General features: G+C 61.8%; 13 protein-coding genes, 1 pseudogene and 1 riboswitch. Of the genes and pseudogenes, 8 read left to right on the top strand and 6 right to left on the bottom strand.

The features are described from left to right. Positions 1 to 19: 19 nt before the first annotated feature. Entirely contained in the window at positions 20 to 853 is an 834-nt protein-coding gene (locus tag INQ47_RS21215) for an EamA family transporter (protein ID WP_266032388.1), read from the bottom strand. A 192-nt stretch (positions 854 to 1,045) separates the two neighbouring features. On the opposite strand from INQ47_RS21215, the gene INQ47_RS21210 reads away from it, so the two are divergent. Then, positions 1,046 to 2,281, top strand: coding sequence for a cation:proton antiporter (locus INQ47_RS21210; RefSeq protein WP_404702516.1), 1,236 nt, complete (start codon positions 1,046 to 1,048; stop codon positions 2,279 to 2,281). A gap of 112 nt (positions 2,282 to 2,393) precedes the next feature. On the opposite strand, the gene INQ47_RS21205 is transcribed toward INQ47_RS21210, so the two are convergent. Next, positions 2,394 to 2,795 carry an acyl-CoA thioesterase gene (locus INQ47_RS21205; RefSeq protein ID WP_021783769.1) on the bottom strand — a complete coding sequence of 134 codons (402 nt, stop codon included), beginning with the start codon at positions 2,793 to 2,795 and terminating at the stop codon, positions 2,394 to 2,396. Between the two features lie 178 nt (positions 2,796 to 2,973). Beyond that, a riboswitch (S-adenosyl-L-homocysteine riboswitch) is annotated at positions 2,974 to 3,070 on the top strand. 20 nt (positions 3,071 to 3,090) lie between these two features. On the opposite strand from INQ47_RS21205, the gene ahcY reads away from it, so the two are divergent. The 5 genes from ahcY to INQ47_RS21180 all read left to right on the top strand — a co-directional run bounded on the left by ahcY (position 3,091) and on the right by INQ47_RS21180 (position 9,748). Continuing rightward, positions 3,091 to 4,500: an adenosylhomocysteinase gene (gene ahcY / locus INQ47_RS21200; protein WP_014592646.1), complete on the top strand. Its 1,410-nt coding sequence runs from the start codon at positions 3,091 to 3,093 to the stop codon at positions 4,498 to 4,500. A gap of 165 nt (positions 4,501 to 4,665) precedes the next feature. After that, positions 4,666 to 5,511: a methylenetetrahydrofolate reductase [NAD(P)H] gene (gene metF / locus INQ47_RS21195; RefSeq protein WP_252460998.1), complete on the top strand. Its 846-nt coding sequence runs from the start codon at positions 4,666 to 4,668 to the stop codon at positions 5,509 to 5,511. A 93-nt stretch (positions 5,512 to 5,604) separates the two neighbouring features. Continuing rightward, entirely contained in the window at positions 5,605 to 6,681 is a 1,077-nt protein-coding gene (locus INQ47_RS21190) for a hypothetical protein (protein WP_252460999.1), read from the top strand. A gap of 167 nt (positions 6,682 to 6,848) precedes the next feature. Continuing rightward, positions 6,849 to 7,637, top strand: a complete 789-nt coding sequence (locus INQ47_RS21185; protein ID WP_404702515.1) for a substrate-binding periplasmic protein — start codon at positions 6,849 to 6,851, stop codon at positions 7,635 to 7,637. Positions 7,638 to 7,855: 218 nt separating this feature from the next. Then, on the top strand, positions 7,856 to 9,748 hold the full coding sequence (locus INQ47_RS21180) for a DEAD/DEAH box helicase (protein WP_252461001.1): 1,893 nt from the start codon (positions 7,856 to 7,858) through the stop codon (positions 9,746 to 9,748). 140 nt (positions 9,749 to 9,888) lie between these two features. On the opposite strand, the gene INQ47_RS21175 is transcribed toward INQ47_RS21180, so the two are convergent. The 3 genes and pseudogenes from INQ47_RS21175 to INQ47_RS21165 all read right to left on the bottom strand — a co-directional run. Next, the gene (locus INQ47_RS21175) at positions 9,889 to 10,467 is read right to left on the bottom strand and encodes a YceI family protein (protein WP_003249350.1); all 579 of its coding nucleotides are present in this window, start codon (positions 10,465 to 10,467) and stop codon (positions 9,889 to 9,891) included. A 32-nt stretch (positions 10,468 to 10,499) separates the two neighbouring features. Beyond that, complete coding sequence (locus tag INQ47_RS21170) at positions 10,500 to 11,051, bottom strand: cytochrome b (RefSeq protein WP_021783763.1); 552 nt, start codon at positions 11,049 to 11,051, stop codon at positions 10,500 to 10,502. A 208-nt stretch (positions 11,052 to 11,259) separates the two neighbouring features. Beyond that, positions 11,260 to 12,891 (bottom strand): annotated as a pseudogene (locus tag INQ47_RS21165) (flavin monoamine oxidase family protein); the annotation flags it as partial. A gap of 372 nt (positions 12,892 to 13,263) precedes the next feature. On the opposite strand from INQ47_RS21165, the gene INQ47_RS21160 reads away from it, so the two are divergent. Together INQ47_RS21160 and INQ47_RS21155 are read left to right on the top strand one after the other, a co-directional pair. Next, the gene (locus INQ47_RS21160) at positions 13,264 to 14,670 is read left to right on the top strand and encodes an adenosylmethionine--8-amino-7-oxononanoate transaminase (RefSeq protein WP_252461005.1); all 1,407 of its coding nucleotides are present in this window, start codon (positions 13,264 to 13,266) and stop codon (positions 14,668 to 14,670) included. Positions 14,671 to 14,802: 132 nt separating this feature from the next. Next, the gene (locus tag INQ47_RS21155) at positions 14,803 to 15,522 is read left to right on the top strand and encodes a 16S rRNA (uracil(1498)-N(3))-methyltransferase (RefSeq protein WP_404702514.1); all 720 of its coding nucleotides are present in this window, start codon (positions 14,803 to 14,805) and stop codon (positions 15,520 to 15,522) included. On the opposite strand, the gene INQ47_RS21150 is transcribed toward INQ47_RS21155, so the two are convergent. Beyond that, positions 15,523 to 16,140 carry a hemolysin III family protein gene (locus INQ47_RS21150; protein ID WP_019436736.1) on the bottom strand — a complete coding sequence of 206 codons (618 nt, stop codon included), beginning with the start codon at positions 16,138 to 16,140 and terminating at the stop codon, positions 15,523 to 15,525. Positions 16,141 to 16,322 lie beyond the last annotated feature (182 nt).

The following is a 16,322-nucleotide window of genomic DNA, read 5'->3' as shown; positions in this document are numbered from 1 at the left end:
TCCTTGTTCAGTCTTCAGGTCAAAGCTTCATTACCAGCATGCCGGCCAACACCAGCCCGCAAGCTAGGAGTCTCGGCCCGCCAAAAGGTTCTTTGAGGTAGCGCATACCCAGCAGCACCACCAGGATCACGCTCAACTCCCGCAGTGCCGCCGCCTCGGCCACTGACCCCAGGTGCATGGCCCACAGCACCAGGGCATAGCTGAACAATACGCAGAACCCTACCGCCAACCCAAGGCGCCACTGGGTTCGCCAGAACAGAACGAATGGCGCCCGCCGCGCTACGCCCGCCAACAACGGAAATTGCCAGGCGCTGAGCAGGGTCAGCCACACCAGGTAATCCCACGGCTTGCCCCACAGGCGCACGGCCTGGCCGTCGAACCAGGTGTAGCAACCAATGCACAGGCCAATCAAGGCAACTACCGGCAACATCGACCAAGGCAGCCGGTCACCGCCGCCGCCCTGCCACAACAGGCAGGCCATGCCACAGGGGATCAACAGAATACCGATGATCTGCTGCTGGCTCAGCGATTCCCCGGCAAAGGCCAGGGTCAGCCCCAGCACCACCAGCGGTGACAGCCCGCGCATCAGAGGATAGACCAGCCCCAGGTCGCCCACGCGGTAGGCCTGGATCAGCAGATAGCGGTACAACTGCTCAGCCAGTGCCGAGGCTACCAGCCAAGGCCAGATTTCAGCAGGCGGAACATCGACAAAGGGCACCGCCAGCACCGCGAAGGCCAGCGCTACCGTGTCCATGCTGGCAATTACCAGCAAGCGCTCGCCGCTGAATTTGATCAAGGTATTCCAGGTTGCATGCAGCAGGGCGGCAACCAGCACCAGAGATGTTGCCAACACGCCTTGTAATCCTTGTGAGGTTTTTTGGAGGTTGAATATATAGCGTTCCCAGGCGCCGCTGCGCGCCTCTTGTTCGGGAACGTCTCAAAGGAATTTGGTCAAACCCTGTGCCCCGAACCCCGAGCCAGGTCATCAAAGAACTGCCCGAGCCATTCGGGATAAGACTTGGAAGCCACTGTTACAGGATTCAGGATGCTTGAACTCGTTGCCGCGTTTATTTGCCTCACCACCCTTCTTACCTATGTCAATTACCGTTTCATCGGCTTGCCCCCCGCTATCGGCGTGATGGTCACGGCGCTGCTGTTTTCCTTGTTGTTGCAAGGCCTGAGCCTTATCGGCTTCCCTGGCCTGGAAGAACGCGTCGAAGGGCTGATGAACCAGATCGATTTCAACGACCTGCTCATGCACTGGATGCTGGCGTTCCTGCTGTTTGCCGGCGCCCTGCACGTCAACCTCAGCGACCTGCGCAGCTACCGCTGGCCCATTGGCCTGCTGGCCACCTTGGGCGTGCTGATCGCCACCGTGGTCATCGGCTACCTGTCGCATTGGGTGTTTGCCCTGTTCGGCTGGCAGGTGCCACTGATCTACTGCCTGCTGTTCGGTGCATTGATCTCACCGACCGACCCGATTGCCGTACTTGGTGCGCTGCGTACTGCCAATGCGCCCAAACCGCTTAAAACCACCATCGTTGGCGAGTCACTGTTCAACGACGGTACGGCAGTCGTGGTATTCACCGTGTTGCTGGGCATCATCCGGCTGGGTGAAACACCGAGCATGACCGACACGGCAATCCTGTTCGCCCACGAGGCCATTGGCGGTGTGGTGTTCGGTGGCCTGATCGGCTACGCCACCTACCGCATGATCAAGAGCGTCGAGCAGTACCAGGTGGAAGTCATGCTGACCCTGGCGCTGGTAATCGGTGGTTCGGCGATGTGCTACGAGCTGCATGTGTCGGCGCCGATCGCCATGGTGGTGGCCGGCCTGATCATCGGCAACCTGGGGCGCAACCTGGCGATGAATGACATGACCCGCCGTTACATGGACGGTTTCTGGGAGCTGATCGATGACATGCTCAATGCCCTGCTGTTCGCATTGATCGGCCTGGAGCTGTTGCTGCTGCCGTTCAACTGGATGCACCTGGCGGCCGGCGGCGTGCTGGCGCTGGCAGTGCTGCTGTCGCGCCTGCTGACGGTGGCCCCGGCGATCGTACTGCTGCGGCGCTGGCGCCCGGTGCCCAAAGGCACGGTGCGGGTGCTCACCTGGGGTGGCCTGCGCGGTGGCGTGTCGGTGGCACTTGCGCTGTCGCTACCGCTGGGCGAGGAACGGGACCTGCTGCTGTCGATCACCTACATCGTGGTGCTGTCGTCGATTCTGGTGCAGGGGTTGAGTATTGGGCGGGTGGTGCGCAAGGTCAGCGCCCAGCCTTGAGAATGCCGGGGCCGCTTTGCGGCCCATTCGCGGGTAGACCCGCTCCTACGGGATCGCGTACCCCTGTAGGAGCGGGTTCACCCGCGAAGAGGCCAGCACAGACAACCAGGAACTATTCGACTGCCGAATCCGGGAACTGGTCCTGCACATACTTGATCTCGGTGCGCCCATGGGCCGCCGGCTGGCCGTCTTCACCCAAGTTGACGAACACCATCTTGTCGACAGTCAGAATGCTCTTGCGGGTGATCTTGTTACGCACTTCGCACTTGAGGGTGATCGAGGTGCGGCCGAACGCGGTAGCGGTGATGCCCAGCTCGATGATGTCACCCTGACGCGAAGCACTGACGAAGTTGATTTCCGACATGTACTTGGTCACCACACGCTGGTTGCCCAGCTGGACGATGGCGTAGATCGCCGCCTCTTCATCGATCCAGCGCAACAGGCTGCCACCGAACAGGGTGCCATTGGGGTTGAGGTCTTCGGGTTTAACCCACTTGCGGGTGTGAAAGTTCATCTGTACTCCTGACCTGCTTGGCTAACGTGTAGCAATGATGGCAGAGCGGCTGCCTTCGCTCCATTGAACATCGACTATCGTCGCGATTAATCGACGGAAAACCTTGGGCAAGCCGGCGGGGGCAGCTATAATCTGCGCCGTTTTACATGGTTGCCCACAGCGGTGCCATGCCCGCCACCTGTCCGAGGGGCGCTGCAGCAGGCTAGGCCTGTCAGGCTCGGATGGGGCGTTGCTCGCTCCCGCGAGCGCTTAACGCACAACGGCGCCCATTCGCACATTACGAATGGAGGCTCTCATGAGCGCTGCAAACATGCCTGCTGGTTTTACCGATTACAAAGTCGCCGACATCTCCCTGGCCGCCTGGGGCCGTCGCGAAACCATCATTGCCGAATCGGAAATGCCTGCGCTGATGGGCCTGCGTCGCAAGTACCTGGCCGAGCAACCGCTCAAAGGTGCGAAGATCCTGGGCTGCATCCACATGACCATCCAGACCGCCGTGCTGATCGAAACCCTGGTTGCCCTGGGTGCCGAAGTGCGCTGGTCGTCCTGCAACATCTTCTCGACTCAAGACCAGGCCGCTGCCTCGATCGCCGCCGCCGGTATCCCGGTGTTCGCCTGGAAAGGCGAAACCGAAGAAGAGTACGAGTGGTGCCTGGAGCAGACCATCCTGAAAGATGGCCAGCCATGGGACGCCAACATGATCCTCGACGACGGTGGTGACCTGACCGAACTGCTGCACAAGAAGTACCCGCAGGTACTGGACCGTGTGCACGGCGTAACCGAAGAGACCACTACCGGCGTACACCGCCTGCTGGACATGCTGGCCAAGGGCGAGCTGAAAGTCCCGGCGATCAACGTCAACGACTCGGTCACCAAGAGCAAGAACGACAACAAGTACGGCTGCCGTCACAGCCTGAACGACGCCATCAAGCGTGGTACCGACCACCTGCTGTCGGGCAAACAGGCCCTGGTGATCGGCTACGGTGATGTGGGCAAGGGCTCGGCCCAGTCCCTGCGTCAGGAAGGCATGATCGTCAAGGTCTCCGAAGTTGACCCGATCTGCGCCATGCAGGCCTGCATGGACGGTTTCGAGCTGGTCTCGCCGTTCATCGACGGTATCAACGACGGCACCGAAGCCAGCATCGACAAGGCTCTGCTGGGCAAGATCGACCTGATCGTGACCACTACCGGTAACGTCAACGTCTGCGACGCCAACATGCTCAAGGCCCTGAAAAAGCGTGCCGTGGTCTGCAACATCGGCCACTTCGACAACGAGATCGACACCGCCTTCATGCGCAAGAACTGGGCCTGGGAAGAGGTCAAGCCGCAGGTTCACAAGATCCACCGTACCGGCGCTGGCAGCTTCGACCCGCAGAACGACGACTACCTGATCCTGCTGGCCGAAGGCCGCCTGGTCAACCTGGGCAACGCCACTGGCCACCCAAGCCGCATCATGGACGGTTCGTTCGCCAACCAGGTTCTGGCACAGATCTTCCTGTTCGAGCAGAAGTTCGCTGACCTGCCGGCCGAAAAGAAAGCCGAGCGCCTGACTGTTGAAGTGCTGCCGAAGAAACTCGACGAAGAAGTGGCCCTGGAAATGGTCCGCGGCTTCGGCGGCGTGGTCACCCAGCTGACCAAGCAGCAAGCCGACTACATCGGCGTGACCGTCGAAGGCCCGTTCAAGCCGCACGCCTACCGCTACTAAGCGGCAAGCCTTGAGCTGCACGCTGCAAGACAAGGCAGACAGTGCCATTGCCGCTTGCAGCTCAAGCACCAACGATATTGAACGATGCCAAGCCAGGTCGGCCATCACCGATCTGGCTTTTACTTGCAGTTTGCCGCTTGAAGCTTGCTGCTTGAGGAACGCCTGATGTCACAAGAACGCCGTTACAGTTTCGAGTTCTTCCCGACCAAGACCGACGCCGGTCACGAAAAGCTGATGGGTGTTGCCCGCCAGCTGGCCACCTATAATCCGGACTTCTTCTCCTGCACCTACGGTGCCGGTGGCTCGACCCGCGACCGCACGCTCAATACCGTGCTGCAGCTGGAAAACGAAGTGAAGATCCCTGCCGCGCCGCACCTGTCGTGCGTGGGCGACACCAAGGCCGAATTGCGCGCCCTGCTGGCCGAGTACAAGGCCGCCGGCATCAAACGCATCGTCGCTCTGCGTGGCGACCTGCCGTCGGGCATGGGCATGGCCAGTGGTGAACTGCGCTATGCCAGTGACCTGGTCGAGTTCATCCGCCAGGAAACCGCTGATCACTTCTACCTGGAAGTGGCTGCCTACCCGGAAATGCACCCGCAGGCGCGCAACTTCGAGGCCGATCTGGCCAACTTTGTGCACAAGGTCAAGGCCGGTGCCGACAGCGCCATCACCCAGTACTTCTTCAACGCCGACAGCTACTTCTACTTCGTCGAGCGCGCACAGAAGCAGGGCGTGGACATTCCGGTGGTGCCGGGCATCATGCCGATCACCAACTACAGCAAGCTGGCCCGCTTCTCCGATGCCTGTGGCGCCGAGATCCCGCGCTGGATCCGCAAGCAGCTGGAAGCCTATGCCGACGACACCGCCAGCATCCAGGCCTTCGGCGAAGAAGTGATTACCCGCATGTGCGAACAGCTGTTGCAAGGCGGCGCGCCGGGCCTGCACTTCTATACCTTGAACCAGGCTGAACCGAGCCTGGCGATCTGGAACAACCTTAAGCTGCCGCGCTGAAATCTTTTGGCAAAGTCTGTTTAAGAAATGATTAAGGCTTTGGTCATAGACTAAAGCCTTATTCAATTTCGGGTTAAACAGGTCTCGCCTGCCATGCAGCACCCCCAACCTTCGCGCCCACAGCTTGTATACCTGGCTTTCGGCCCGGCAACCTACCATCAGGAAGCCTGCTTCAGCATCGTCAGCGCCCTCGCCCAGTTGGGCAGCGCAGCCGGCGAGGCCATGGACATCCAGGTTTACACCGACACTGCGCAGCCCTACGCCAAGCTGCCCGTCACCGTCCATCTGCTGGACGAGGCCACGCGCCAGGCATGGAACGCCCCGCACGGTTATCACTTTCGCAGCAAGCATGTGCTGTTGCGCCGGGTACTGCAGGAACACCCACTGGCAGTGCTGATCGACACAGACACCTTTTTCCGCACTTCGCCGCTGCATCTGTTCGCCCGTGTGGCGCCCAACCGCCTGCTGTGCAACGCCATCGGCGCGCGCTACGGCGCTGACCAGAAGTGCCTCTTGTACAAGAACCTGCTGGCCATTCTCGAGTCCAGAGGGCTCGCAGACTGTCAGATGCCGCTCGTCAATTCCGGCGTTATCGGCCTCACTGCCGAGGACTGCGGTACCCTCGACCGCTCCATCGCCATGATGGATGAATTCTACCCCTTGGCTCGCGAGGCCTATACCCTTGAGGAGTTCTGCCTGGCCATCGCGGCCTACCGCAACCTGGAGCTGGCCGAGTGTACCGATGTCATCCATCACTACTGGAGCCGCAAGGCGCAGTTCCGCGCCAAGATCCAGGCCTGGCTGCGCAAGCACGACCATGACCCACTCAGCCCCTCAGCCTTGGCCGATGTTGCGCAGGTCAACGACCAACTGCCCCGGCCACCAACCCTGCACCGCTTGGGTTACAAGGCGCTGAGCCTGACCCTGCCCAGCCACGAGCGCCAGTTCGCCCGCGAGTTGTTGTATGGCTGCTACCCCTACCCCAATGAGTTCGACCGCGCCTGCGCGTCTGCCTGGTGGGACAAGGCCCTGGAAAACCTCAATGACCGCCATGGCTACATGGAGCCCGAGCGGCTGCGTCAGTGCCTGCGCCATCCGGGGTTGCGGCTATCGCTGGGCGAGCGGCGCAAGGATATCGAGGCGCATCTGCTGCGAACCACTCAAGCCTGATGTCCCCGCAAAATTCATTGTCTTGGCGGTTTGTGGGAGCGGGCGTGCCCGCGAAGGGAGCAACCCGATAGTTGGCACCGGCTTCGCCGGTGTTCGCGGGCACGCCCGCTCCCACATCGATCGTGCATGCCTTTACCGTACACCGGCCGAGCGCGTAATCTCCGGCCATGTCACATATCGCCCGTCTGTTCTGGATCCTGCTGCTCGCCAGCCTGAGCCCGTTGGCTCTGGGCGAGCGACTGCGTCTGGTGACTGATGACTGGGCGCCCTACGTGTATCAGCATGAAGGCCAGCCACGCGGTATCGACTACGAGGTCACCACTCAGATCTTCAAGCGCCTGGGGGTCGAGGTCGAGTTGCAGTTCCTGCCGTGGAAACGCTGTCTGGCAATGATCAAGCAAGGCTTGGCCGACGGCATCCTCGACACCTTCCAGATCGAATCGCGCCAGCCCTACCTGGTCTATGCGCCCGAGCCCTTGTCGGAGGTCGAATTCGTCCTGTTCCAGGCTCAAGCACGCCGCCATGCCGTCACCCAGCTGAAAGACCTTTCCGGCCTTACCGTCGGCACATCGCCTGGCTATACCTATGGTGCCGCGTTCAGCGAGGCCTCTTACTTCAAGCGCGAAGCCGCACCCACCCTCGAAGCCAACTTTGGCAAGCTGATGCTGGGCCGTATCGACCTGGCGATCACCGACCGCAGGGTTGGGCACCACCTGCTTCACCAACTTGGCTTGCAGCGGCACGTCGAGGAGTTGCCGCTGGTCATAAGCCATCAAACACAGTACCTGGGGTTAGTGCGCAAACCTGGCCGGGAGGCACTGGCACTGGCCTTTGCCGAAGAGCTGCAGCGATTCAAGCAGGAACCGGCCTATGCAGCGATCAGCAACCGCTACACAAGCGACACCGGAAACATTCTCAACGCCGTTGAGCAGCAGGAAAGCAGCACAGCGCGATAGCTCTGTTATACTCGGGCCTTCCCGCCCGGCTCACGCCCGGACGCTCGGCCTCGCAAAAGGCATCCCGATCGGCACCGACGCCCCTTCGCGTCCAGCCTCCGTTTCCCGGATGTGCAGTGAAAGCCCAGCTGGACCGGACGCGATCGCATTCCACCGATGCCCGTCGCGCCAGGCAGAACATCCCAACGGGCCCAGCCCACACGAGAACAGGATCGCCCATGTCCTTTGCTTCCCTCGGTCTCTCCGAGGCTCTTGTCCGCGCTATCGAGGCTGCGGGCTACACCCAGCCGACCCCCGTGCAACAGCGGGCAATTCCCGCCGTGTTGCAAGGCCGCGACCTGATGGTTGCCGCACAGACAGGGACGGGTAAAACCGGCGGCTTCGCCCTGCCGATTCTCGAACGCCTGTTCCCGGCCGGCCATCCCGACAAATCGCAGCGCCACGGCCCGCGCCAGCCTCGCGTACTGGTCCTGACACCGACCCGCGAACTGGCAGCCCAGGTGCATGACAGTTTCAAGGTCTATGCCCGTGACCTGCCACTGGTCAGCGCCTGCATCTTCGGCGGCGTTGGCATGAACCCGCAGATCCAGGCCATTGCCAAAGGCGTTGATGTGCTGGTCGCCTGCCCAGGCCGCCTGCTCGACCTCGCCGGCCAAGGCAAGGTCGACCTGGCCCACGTGGAAATCCTGGTACTGGATGAAGCCGATCGCATGCTCGACATGGGCTTCATCCACGACGTCAAGAAGGTCCTCGCCCGCCTGCCGGCCAAGCGTCAGAACCTGCTCTTCTCGGCCACCTTCTCCAAGGACATCACCGACCTCGCCGACAAGCTCCTGCACAACCCGGAGCGTATCGAGGTCACCCCGCCGAACACCACCGTCGAGCGTATCGAGCAGCGGGTGTATCGCCTGCCTGCCAGCCACAAGCGTGCCCTGCTGGCGCACTTGATCACCCTGGGCGCCTGGGAACAGGTGTTGGTGTTCACCCGAACCAAGCACGGCGCCAACCGCCTGGCCGAGTACCTGGAAAAGCAAGGCCTGACCGCCGCCGCGATTCACGGCAACAAGAGCCAGAACGCCCGCACCAAGGCTTTGGCCGACTTCAAGGCCAACAGCGTGCGCGTACTGGTCGCCACCGACATCGCTGCCCGCGGCCTGGATATCGACCAGTTGCCCCACGTTGTCAACTTCGAGCTGCCAAATGTCGAGGAAGACTACGTCCACCGCATTGGCCGTACCGGCCGTGCCGGTCGTTCGGGCGAAGCAATTTCCCTGGTCGCGCCAGATGAAGAGAAGCTGCTCAAGAGCATCGAGCGGGTGACCAAGCAGCGCATCGCAGACGGCGACCTGATGGGGTTCGACGCCAGCCAGGTAGAAGCCGAGAAGCCCGAAGCACGCGAGCGCCCGCAGAACAACGGCCGCGGTGGCCGCAACCAGCAAGCCCGTGGCGAAGGTGGTAAAGACACCAACGGCGGCCGCAAGGACAAAGGCAAGGACAAAGGCAAAGCCAGGCAGCAAGCTGCGGCCAAGCCGGAGGACAAGGAAAGGAGCGGTGACAAGCAGCAGCAACCGCGCAAGCCGCGTGACAAGAAGCCACGCCAGCAGCAGGCCAGCAATAGCAGCGTGCCGAAGCCGCCAGCAGACCGCGACCCGGAAGAATTCCTGGACGACGAGCTCGATAACTTCGGTAACCGCGCCGACTATGTCAGCCCGTACCAGGGCAAGAACCAGGGCCGCAACCGCCGCCCAGGTGGTGCTGGCCAAGGTCAGGGGCAAGGCAATGGCCAACGCAGCAACGCTGGCGGCCAGGGCCAAGCCCGCAATGGCGGCCAGCCACGCAGTGGTGGCAGTGCCGGCGGAGAAAAACGCCCGCCCCGCGCCAACAACGGTGGCGGTAGCCGTCGTGATGGCGGCGGTGGCCGTGGTCGCCCTGCGCGTGACGATGCTGCCCGGCAAGAGCCGGCCGTGCGCAACCCGCGTCAGCCGGAAAAACAGCCAGTGATCATTCGCAAGGAGTCCAAGCTGGACCGCTTCCCGACGCCTGAGCAACTGGATGACCTGCCAAGCCGCCCACGCGGTGAGCGCCCGGCGCTGCTGACCCGCAAGGGCTGATAGAAATACCGAGGGGGCTGCTTCGCAGCCCTATCACGACATAAGGCCGCTCCTGTAGAGAATTTCTTGATCTCTGCAGGAGCGGCCTTATGTCGTGATAGGGCCGCAAAGCGGCCCCCTCGGTCTTCAGCTGGCAGAAATTACTTCTGCTTCACACCTTCAACACTGATATCCAGGTCCAGGGTCTGCGAAGTAGCGCCCGGGCCTTTGATGCCAAAATCGTTCAGGTTCAGCGTGGTGGTGGCGTTGAAGCCAGCGCGTTCACCACCCCATGGGTCCTTGCCTTCACCGTTGAAGGTAGCCTTGAACGTCACCGGTTTGGTGACACCGTGCATGGTCAGGTCGCCAGTCACGTCAGCCGTCTTGTCGCCAGTCGACTTGACGCTGGTGGAGACGAACTTGGCGTCCGGGTACTTCTTCACGTCGAGGAAGTCGGCGCTGGCGATGTGCTTGTCACGCTCGGCGTGGTTCGACCACAGGCTGGCGGTTTTCAAGTCGACGCTAATCTTGCTGGCTTCAGGCTTGGCGCTGTCCCAGCTGAAGTTGCCGTCGAAATCCTTGAAGGTACCGTGGATGAAGCTGTAGCCCAGGTGGCTGATTTTCCAGTCAACGAACGCGTGCTGGCCTTCCTTGTCGATCTTGTACTCGGCAGCCATGGCCTGGCCAGCAGAGAGCAGAGCGGTACCGAGCGCCAGAGCGGCAAAAGTCTTTTTCAACATCCTGTTCCTTCCTGTGTAATTGAGGTTGAGAGTCAAGCTTTGCGGCCCAGCATGCGAGTCAGGGTCGCGTCACGGTCGATGAAATGGTGCTTGAGCGCGGCCAGGGCATGCAGCACGGCAAAAATCACCAGCCCCCAGGCCAGCCACAAATGAACCACACCCGCCACATCTGCCTGGTCTGGCAGGTCGCTGATCAATGCCGGCACTTCGAACAGGCCAAACACCGGAATGCCGACGCCGTCGGCAGTGGAAATCAGGTAACCGGCAACCATCACTGCAAACAGCCCAAAGTACAGGACCAGATGGCCCATCTTGGCCGCCAGGCGCGTGAGCGCACCATGATTGACCGGAGCCGGTGGTGGCGGACTGATGAAACGCCATAGCATCCGCAGCAGCATCACCGCCAGTAGCACCAGGCCGATGCTCTTGTGCAGGTCCGGGCCGGCTTTGCGCCAAGGGCTGTAGTAATCGAGGCCGACCATCCACAGGCCCAGGCCGAAAAGGCCGAAGACTGCCAGTGCCACGCCCCAGTGCAGGATGATGCTGACCACGCCGTAGCGAGAAGGTGAATTGCGCAGTTGCATGTTGCGTGTTTCCCCGTGAAAGCTGTGCACAGACTAACGCGAAACTTATCGAATAAAAGCGGAAAAAATTGCTTCGGATTATCGAGGAATCCGATATTTATTCTGTTGGGTCACCATTAAGAAAACATTAACGATAGTCGGAGCGTTGGGGTTGCAGTGCCGGCCTTCAGGCTGCAAACAGGCCGACACTGTCGGTCAATCAGCCAGCCTTGGCCTGGGTATTGGCTGCAGCTTTCACCTCGGGCGTGTCCGCCCCACCAAACAAGCGCTTGAAGAAGCCTGGCTTGTCCTGCTTCGCCTCCTCGGACGGCTTCGGCTCAGCTTTGACCGGCGCCTTGTCAGCCTTGTCGCCCTTGTCGGACGAACCGCCGAACATATTGGAGAAGAACCCTCCTTTGCTCTCCTTGGCGGCCGCCGCACCTGCCGTCGCAGCAACCGGCGCCACCTTGGCCGGGTCGAACGACTTGCCGGCCAACAGGTCCTGAACCTGGCTGGCCGCACGCTGGCCACTGCGCAAGGCGCCTTCCAACGTGCCGGGGTGCAGGGCATCAGTGTGCTCACCGGCAAAGGTAATGCGCTGCACCGGGCGCTCCCAAAGGCGCCAGTATTTGCTGATCTGCCCCGGGCCGTAGGCCAGGTAGGCACCACCAGTGCCCACGTCAGCACTGTATCGTTTGACCTCGTAACCGGTGAAAGCACCACGGGCCTGGGGGTAGAACGCATGCAGACGGATCAGCACCTGGTCGACCATCTGCTTGTCACCAAAGGCCTGCAGCAGGCGAGCGTTGTCGCCGGACAGGTTGATCACCACGTTGGCACCCCCCTTGAGCGCCGGCTCGACCCACAGCATGCCGAGGCCGGCGTTACTGAAGATTTCGCCCGACATGCGTGCACGGCTTTCCCATACGGGTTTCTTGAACTTGAGCATGATCTGGTCGCGCCAACCATAGTTGGTGCCCTTGAGCGCCGCCAGATGTTGGCTGTCCAGGCCAGGGGTCATCTGGATCCTGGCCAGCGCGCGCAAAGGCACGGCCATGACCAGATAATCTGCCTTGTAACCGACGCTGCCGACTTTTACCGTGACACCATCCTTGTCCTGGACAATCGCGGTAACCGGCGATCTGGTCTTGATGGTTTTCAGCTGCTTGACGAAAGCCTGAGCCAGCACCGGGCTGCCACCGGGCAGCCGCGCGGCGCGCAGGTCGCGGTCGCTAACGCCGCGGTACACGCGGTTCTGCTGGGCGAAGTACAGCAGCGACAGGCGCGACGGTTCATCGTAGCGGGTGCGGATCTGCTGATTGATCAACTGACGGGCGGTGGCAGGCAGTTGCAGCTTGTTCAGCCAGGTGGAGACGTTGATCTGGTCCAGGGCGAACAGCGTGCTGGTTGCCTGCGGGTTCAGCGGGTCATCGATCGAGCGGGCCAGGTCATCGAGGGTTTTTTCGTAACGCTTGAGCGCCTCGGCAGTGGCCGGTTGCTTGGTGGCCAGGTCGCTGGCGCTGAAGTACTCGCCGTCGATCAGGTAACCGGGGGTACGCACAAACTCCGGCGCCGGCAGTGTTTCAAGCTTGAAACGGTTGAGGTACTGGTTAAGCACCGGCTGTGCCTTGGCGTTGCCGATCCACTCGCTGGTGGCCAGGCCCGAACGCCCGCCCATGCCCGCCTTGGCCTCCAGCAGGGTCACCTGCCAGCCTTTGTTCTGCAGCTCGTAGGCTGCCGTCAGGCCTGCCAGGCCTCCCCCCACGACAATCGCCGTGGGCGTCTTGTCTTTCGCCAGCGCAGCGCCGCTGGACACACCAATCAATACCAACGCGCACAGGCGCACCCAAGCAGCAGCCATGTCGGCGAACTCCGAGTCAGGGGTTACAGAAACGGGGAGAGGCAGGAATGCCCCGGGTAGATGCGTTAAGAATACGTCAGGTCCGACCACCCTGCCAGCGCAGTGACATCAAGTCCTTTTGGCAGCTCACATTTTTGTCAGTAGCTATGCCACACAGTGGCAGGGGACCTGTGCATGATCTTGGTTACTTCGCACAGCCTCAGGCCTGAGCTTCAACTCCGGCAACACATCCTGCAGGGCTTTGCACCGTGCATGGCAGCAAGCTCGAATGGGCCGGCACCCACCACCATTGAACGGCAGCGGTTGTCCTGCCCTGCGGCATTGCTTAGGCTTACGCGGTCGAACCACGCCGCAAAGCCAGGAGAAGTGCCCATGGGCCTCAATGATCAGTGGATGCAACGCGACCTCAAGGTCCTGTGGCACCCCTGTACCCAGATGAAAGACCACGAGCAGCTGCCGCTGATCCCGATCAAGCGCGGCGAAGGCGTGTGGCTGGAAGACTTCGAGGGCAAACGCTACCTGGATGCGGTGAGCAGCTGGTGGGTTAACGTGTTCGGCCACGCGAACCCGCGCATCAACCAACGCATCAAGGACCAGGTCGACCAGCTCGAACACGTGATCCTGGCCGGCTTCAGTCATCAGCCCGTGATCGAGCTGTCCGAGCGCCTGGTCGCCATGACCCCGGCCGGCCTCGACCGGGTGTTCTATGCCGACAATGGCTCGTCGTGCATCGAAGTGGCGCTGAAGATGAGCTTCCACTACTGGCAGAACATCGGCAAACCGGACAAGAAGCGCTTCGTCACCCTGACCAACAGCTACCACGGCGAAACCATTGCCGCCATGTCGGTGGGTGATGTGCCGCTGTTCACCGAAACCTACAAGGCGCTGCTGCTAGACACTCTCAAGGTGCCCAGCCCTGACTGCTACCTGCGCCCCGAGGGCATGAGCTGGGAGGAGCACTCGCGCAACATGTTCCAGGCCATGGAGCAGACCCTGGCCGAACACCACGCCTCGATCAGTGCCGTGATCGTCGAGCCACTGATACAGGGTGCCGGTGGCATGCGCATGTACCACCCGGTGTACCTCAAGCTGTTGCGCGAGGCCTGCGACCGCTACGACGTGCACCTGATCCACGACGAGATCGCCGTGGGCTTCGGCCGCACCGGCACGATGTTCGCCTGCGAGCAAGCCGGCATCCGCCCGGATTTCCTGTGCCTGTCCAAGGCCCTGACCGGCGGCTACCTGCCGCTGGCCGCCTGCCTGACCACCGACAAGGTGTACCAGGCGTTCTACGACGATTACCCGACACTGCGCGCATTCCTGCACTCGCACAGCTACACCGGCAACCCGCTGGCTTGCGCTGCGGCGCTGGCGACCTTGGATATCTTCGAGCAGGACAATGTGATCGAGGCCAACAAGGCCCTGGCCACGCGCATGGCCACAGCCACCGCACACCTGGCCGATCATGCTCACGTTGCCGAAATTCGCCAGACCGGCATGGCCCTGGCCATCGAAATGGTTCAGGACAAGGCAGGCAAGGTTGCCTATCCCTGGCAGCAGCGGCGTGGCCTGAAGGTGTTCGAGCACGCCCTGACCCGCGGCGCCCTGCTGCGACCGCTGGGCAGCGTGGTGTACTTCCTGCCGCCGTATGTGATCACCCCCGAGCAAATCGACTTCCTTGCCGAGGTGGCCAGCGAAGGCATCGACATCGCCACCCGCGATAGCATCAGTGTCGCTGTGCCGGCCAACTTCCACCCCGACTTCCGCGACCCGGGCTAGGCCCGAAGGCCCGCCACCGAGCCCCCGTAGGAGCGGGTTTACCCGCGAATGCGTCGGTGACCCTACCATCGCATTCGCGGGTAAAACCGCTCCTACAAGGGTCACATGATCCTTTTACGTCCGAGCTGAACCATGAGACTGTCCCGCTTCTTCACCGACGCCCCCCTGAGCCTTGGCGAGCACGACCTGCCCGAGGCTCAGGCCCACTACATTGGCCGCGTGCTGCGCATGGCCCCCGGCGACGCCGTGCAGCTGTTCGATGGCAGCGGCCAGGAATTCCGTGGTCAGTTGCTTGAGGTGGGCAAGAAAACTGTCCGCGTCAGCCTTGACCAGGCCTTTGCCGGCCAGGCCGATTCACCGCTGCATGTGCACCTGGGCCAGGGCCTTTCCCGTGGCGAGCGCATGGACTGGGCGATCCAGAAGGCCACCGAGCTTGGCGCCAATGAAATCACCCCGATCGTCAGCGAACGCTGCGAAGTGCGCCTGAAAGACGAACGCGCCGACAAGCGCCTGGCCCACTGGCGCCAAGTGGCGATCAGCGCCTGTGAACAATGCGGGCGTTCTACCTTGCCCGTCATCCACCCACCCGTGCCCCTGGCCGAATGGTTGAGCAGCACCAAGGCTGACCTGAAGCTGGTCCTGCACCCGGTGGCCGAGCCGCTCACCAGCCATGAAAAGCCCGCAACCCTGGCCTTCGTGATCGGCCCCGAAGGCGGCCTGAGCGAGGCCGAAGTGGAGCAGGCCAAAGCCGCCGGCTTCCACGCAGCCCGCCTTGGCCCACGCGTGCTGCGCACCGAGACCGCGCCAGTGGTGGCGCTGTCGGTGGCACAGCAGTTGTGGGGCGATTTTTAATTAGCGTACGTAGAGCGACACCGCCACGAAGTGCATCAGGCTGCCAGCGATCACGAACAGGTGCCAGATGCCATGCCAGTGGCGGAAGCGGCTGTCGAAGGCGAAGAAGATGATGCCGACGGTGTAGAACACGCCGCCGGCAGCCAGCCAGGCGAAGCCGGCAGTGCCCAGCGAATTCAGCAGTGGTTTGACGGCCACCAGCACGATCCAGCCCATTACCGCATAGATGATGATCGACAGGATCCGCGCCTCGGAGCGCGGCTTGATCTCTTGCAACATGCCGATGATCGCCAGCCCCCAGACCACGCCGAACAGGCTCCATCCCCAAGGGCCACGCAGGCTGACCAGGCAAAACGGCGTGTAGCTGCCGGCAATCAGCAGATAGATCGACAGATGGTCGAGCTTGCGCATGATCACTTTCGCCCGCCCACGGGTGCTGTGGTACAGAGTGGAGATGCTGTACAGCAACAGCAGCGTGCCGCCGTAGATGGAGAAGCTGACAATCTTCCACGGGTCGCCTTGCAGGCCCGCGACCACGATCAGCCAGATGGCACCAATAGCAGCGAGGACGGCACCGACCAAGTGGGTCCAGGCGTTGAAGCGTTCACCGTAATACATGCAAACACAGACCTCCTGAGGTGGGCTGGGTTCCTGATGTGATGTTGATGGTCCCTTCGCGGGTAAACCCGCTCCTATGTATGGACTCGCCCACACTGTCTAGCTGCTTTTTTGAACATAGGAACCCGGTTGCATCTATGTATCAGGCCTGTTCGAGGAAGCTTTTTGCTTCTGGCCAACAT

The organism is Pseudomonas sp. 3HC3, from assembly GCF_044904505.1.
GTDB lineage: Bacteria > Pseudomonadota > Gammaproteobacteria > Pseudomonadales > Pseudomonadaceae > Aquipseudomonas > Aquipseudomonas putida_Y.
This window is presented reverse-complemented; position numbering and strand designations above follow the sequence as displayed.

Coding starts and splice junctions, on each gene's coding strand:
- INQ47_RS21210 (WP_404702516.1), top strand. CDS start 1,046: ATGCTTGAACTCGTTGCCGCGTTTATTTGCCTCACCACCCTTCTTACC.
- INQ47_RS21205 (WP_021783769.1), bottom strand. CDS start 2,795: ATGAACTTTCACACCCGCAAGTGGGTTAAACCCGAAGACCTCAACCCC.
- ahcY (WP_014592646.1), top strand. CDS start 3,091: ATGAGCGCTGCAAACATGCCTGCTGGTTTTACCGATTACAAAGTCGCC.
- metF (WP_252460998.1), top strand. CDS start 4,666: ATGTCACAAGAACGCCGTTACAGTTTCGAGTTCTTCCCGACCAAGACC.
- INQ47_RS21190 (WP_252460999.1), top strand. CDS start 5,605: ATGCAGCACCCCCAACCTTCGCGCCCACAGCTTGTATACCTGGCTTTC.
- INQ47_RS21185 (WP_404702515.1), top strand. CDS start 6,849: ATGTCACATATCGCCCGTCTGTTCTGGATCCTGCTGCTCGCCAGCCTG.
- INQ47_RS21180 (WP_252461001.1), top strand. CDS start 7,856: ATGTCCTTTGCTTCCCTCGGTCTCTCCGAGGCTCTTGTCCGCGCTATC.
- INQ47_RS21175 (WP_003249350.1), bottom strand. CDS start 10,467: ATGTTGAAAAAGACTTTTGCCGCTCTGGCGCTCGGTACCGCTCTGCTC.
- INQ47_RS21170 (WP_021783763.1), bottom strand. CDS start 11,051: ATGCAACTGCGCAATTCACCTTCTCGCTACGGCGTGGTCAGCATCATC.
- INQ47_RS21160 (WP_252461005.1), top strand. CDS start 13,264: ATGGGCCTCAATGATCAGTGGATGCAACGCGACCTCAAGGTCCTGTGG.
- INQ47_RS21155 (WP_404702514.1), top strand. CDS start 14,803: ATGAGACTGTCCCGCTTCTTCACCGACGCCCCCCTGAGCCTTGGCGAG.
- INQ47_RS21150 (WP_019436736.1), bottom strand. CDS start 16,140: ATGTATTACGGTGAACGCTTCAACGCCTGGACCCACTTGGTCGGTGCC.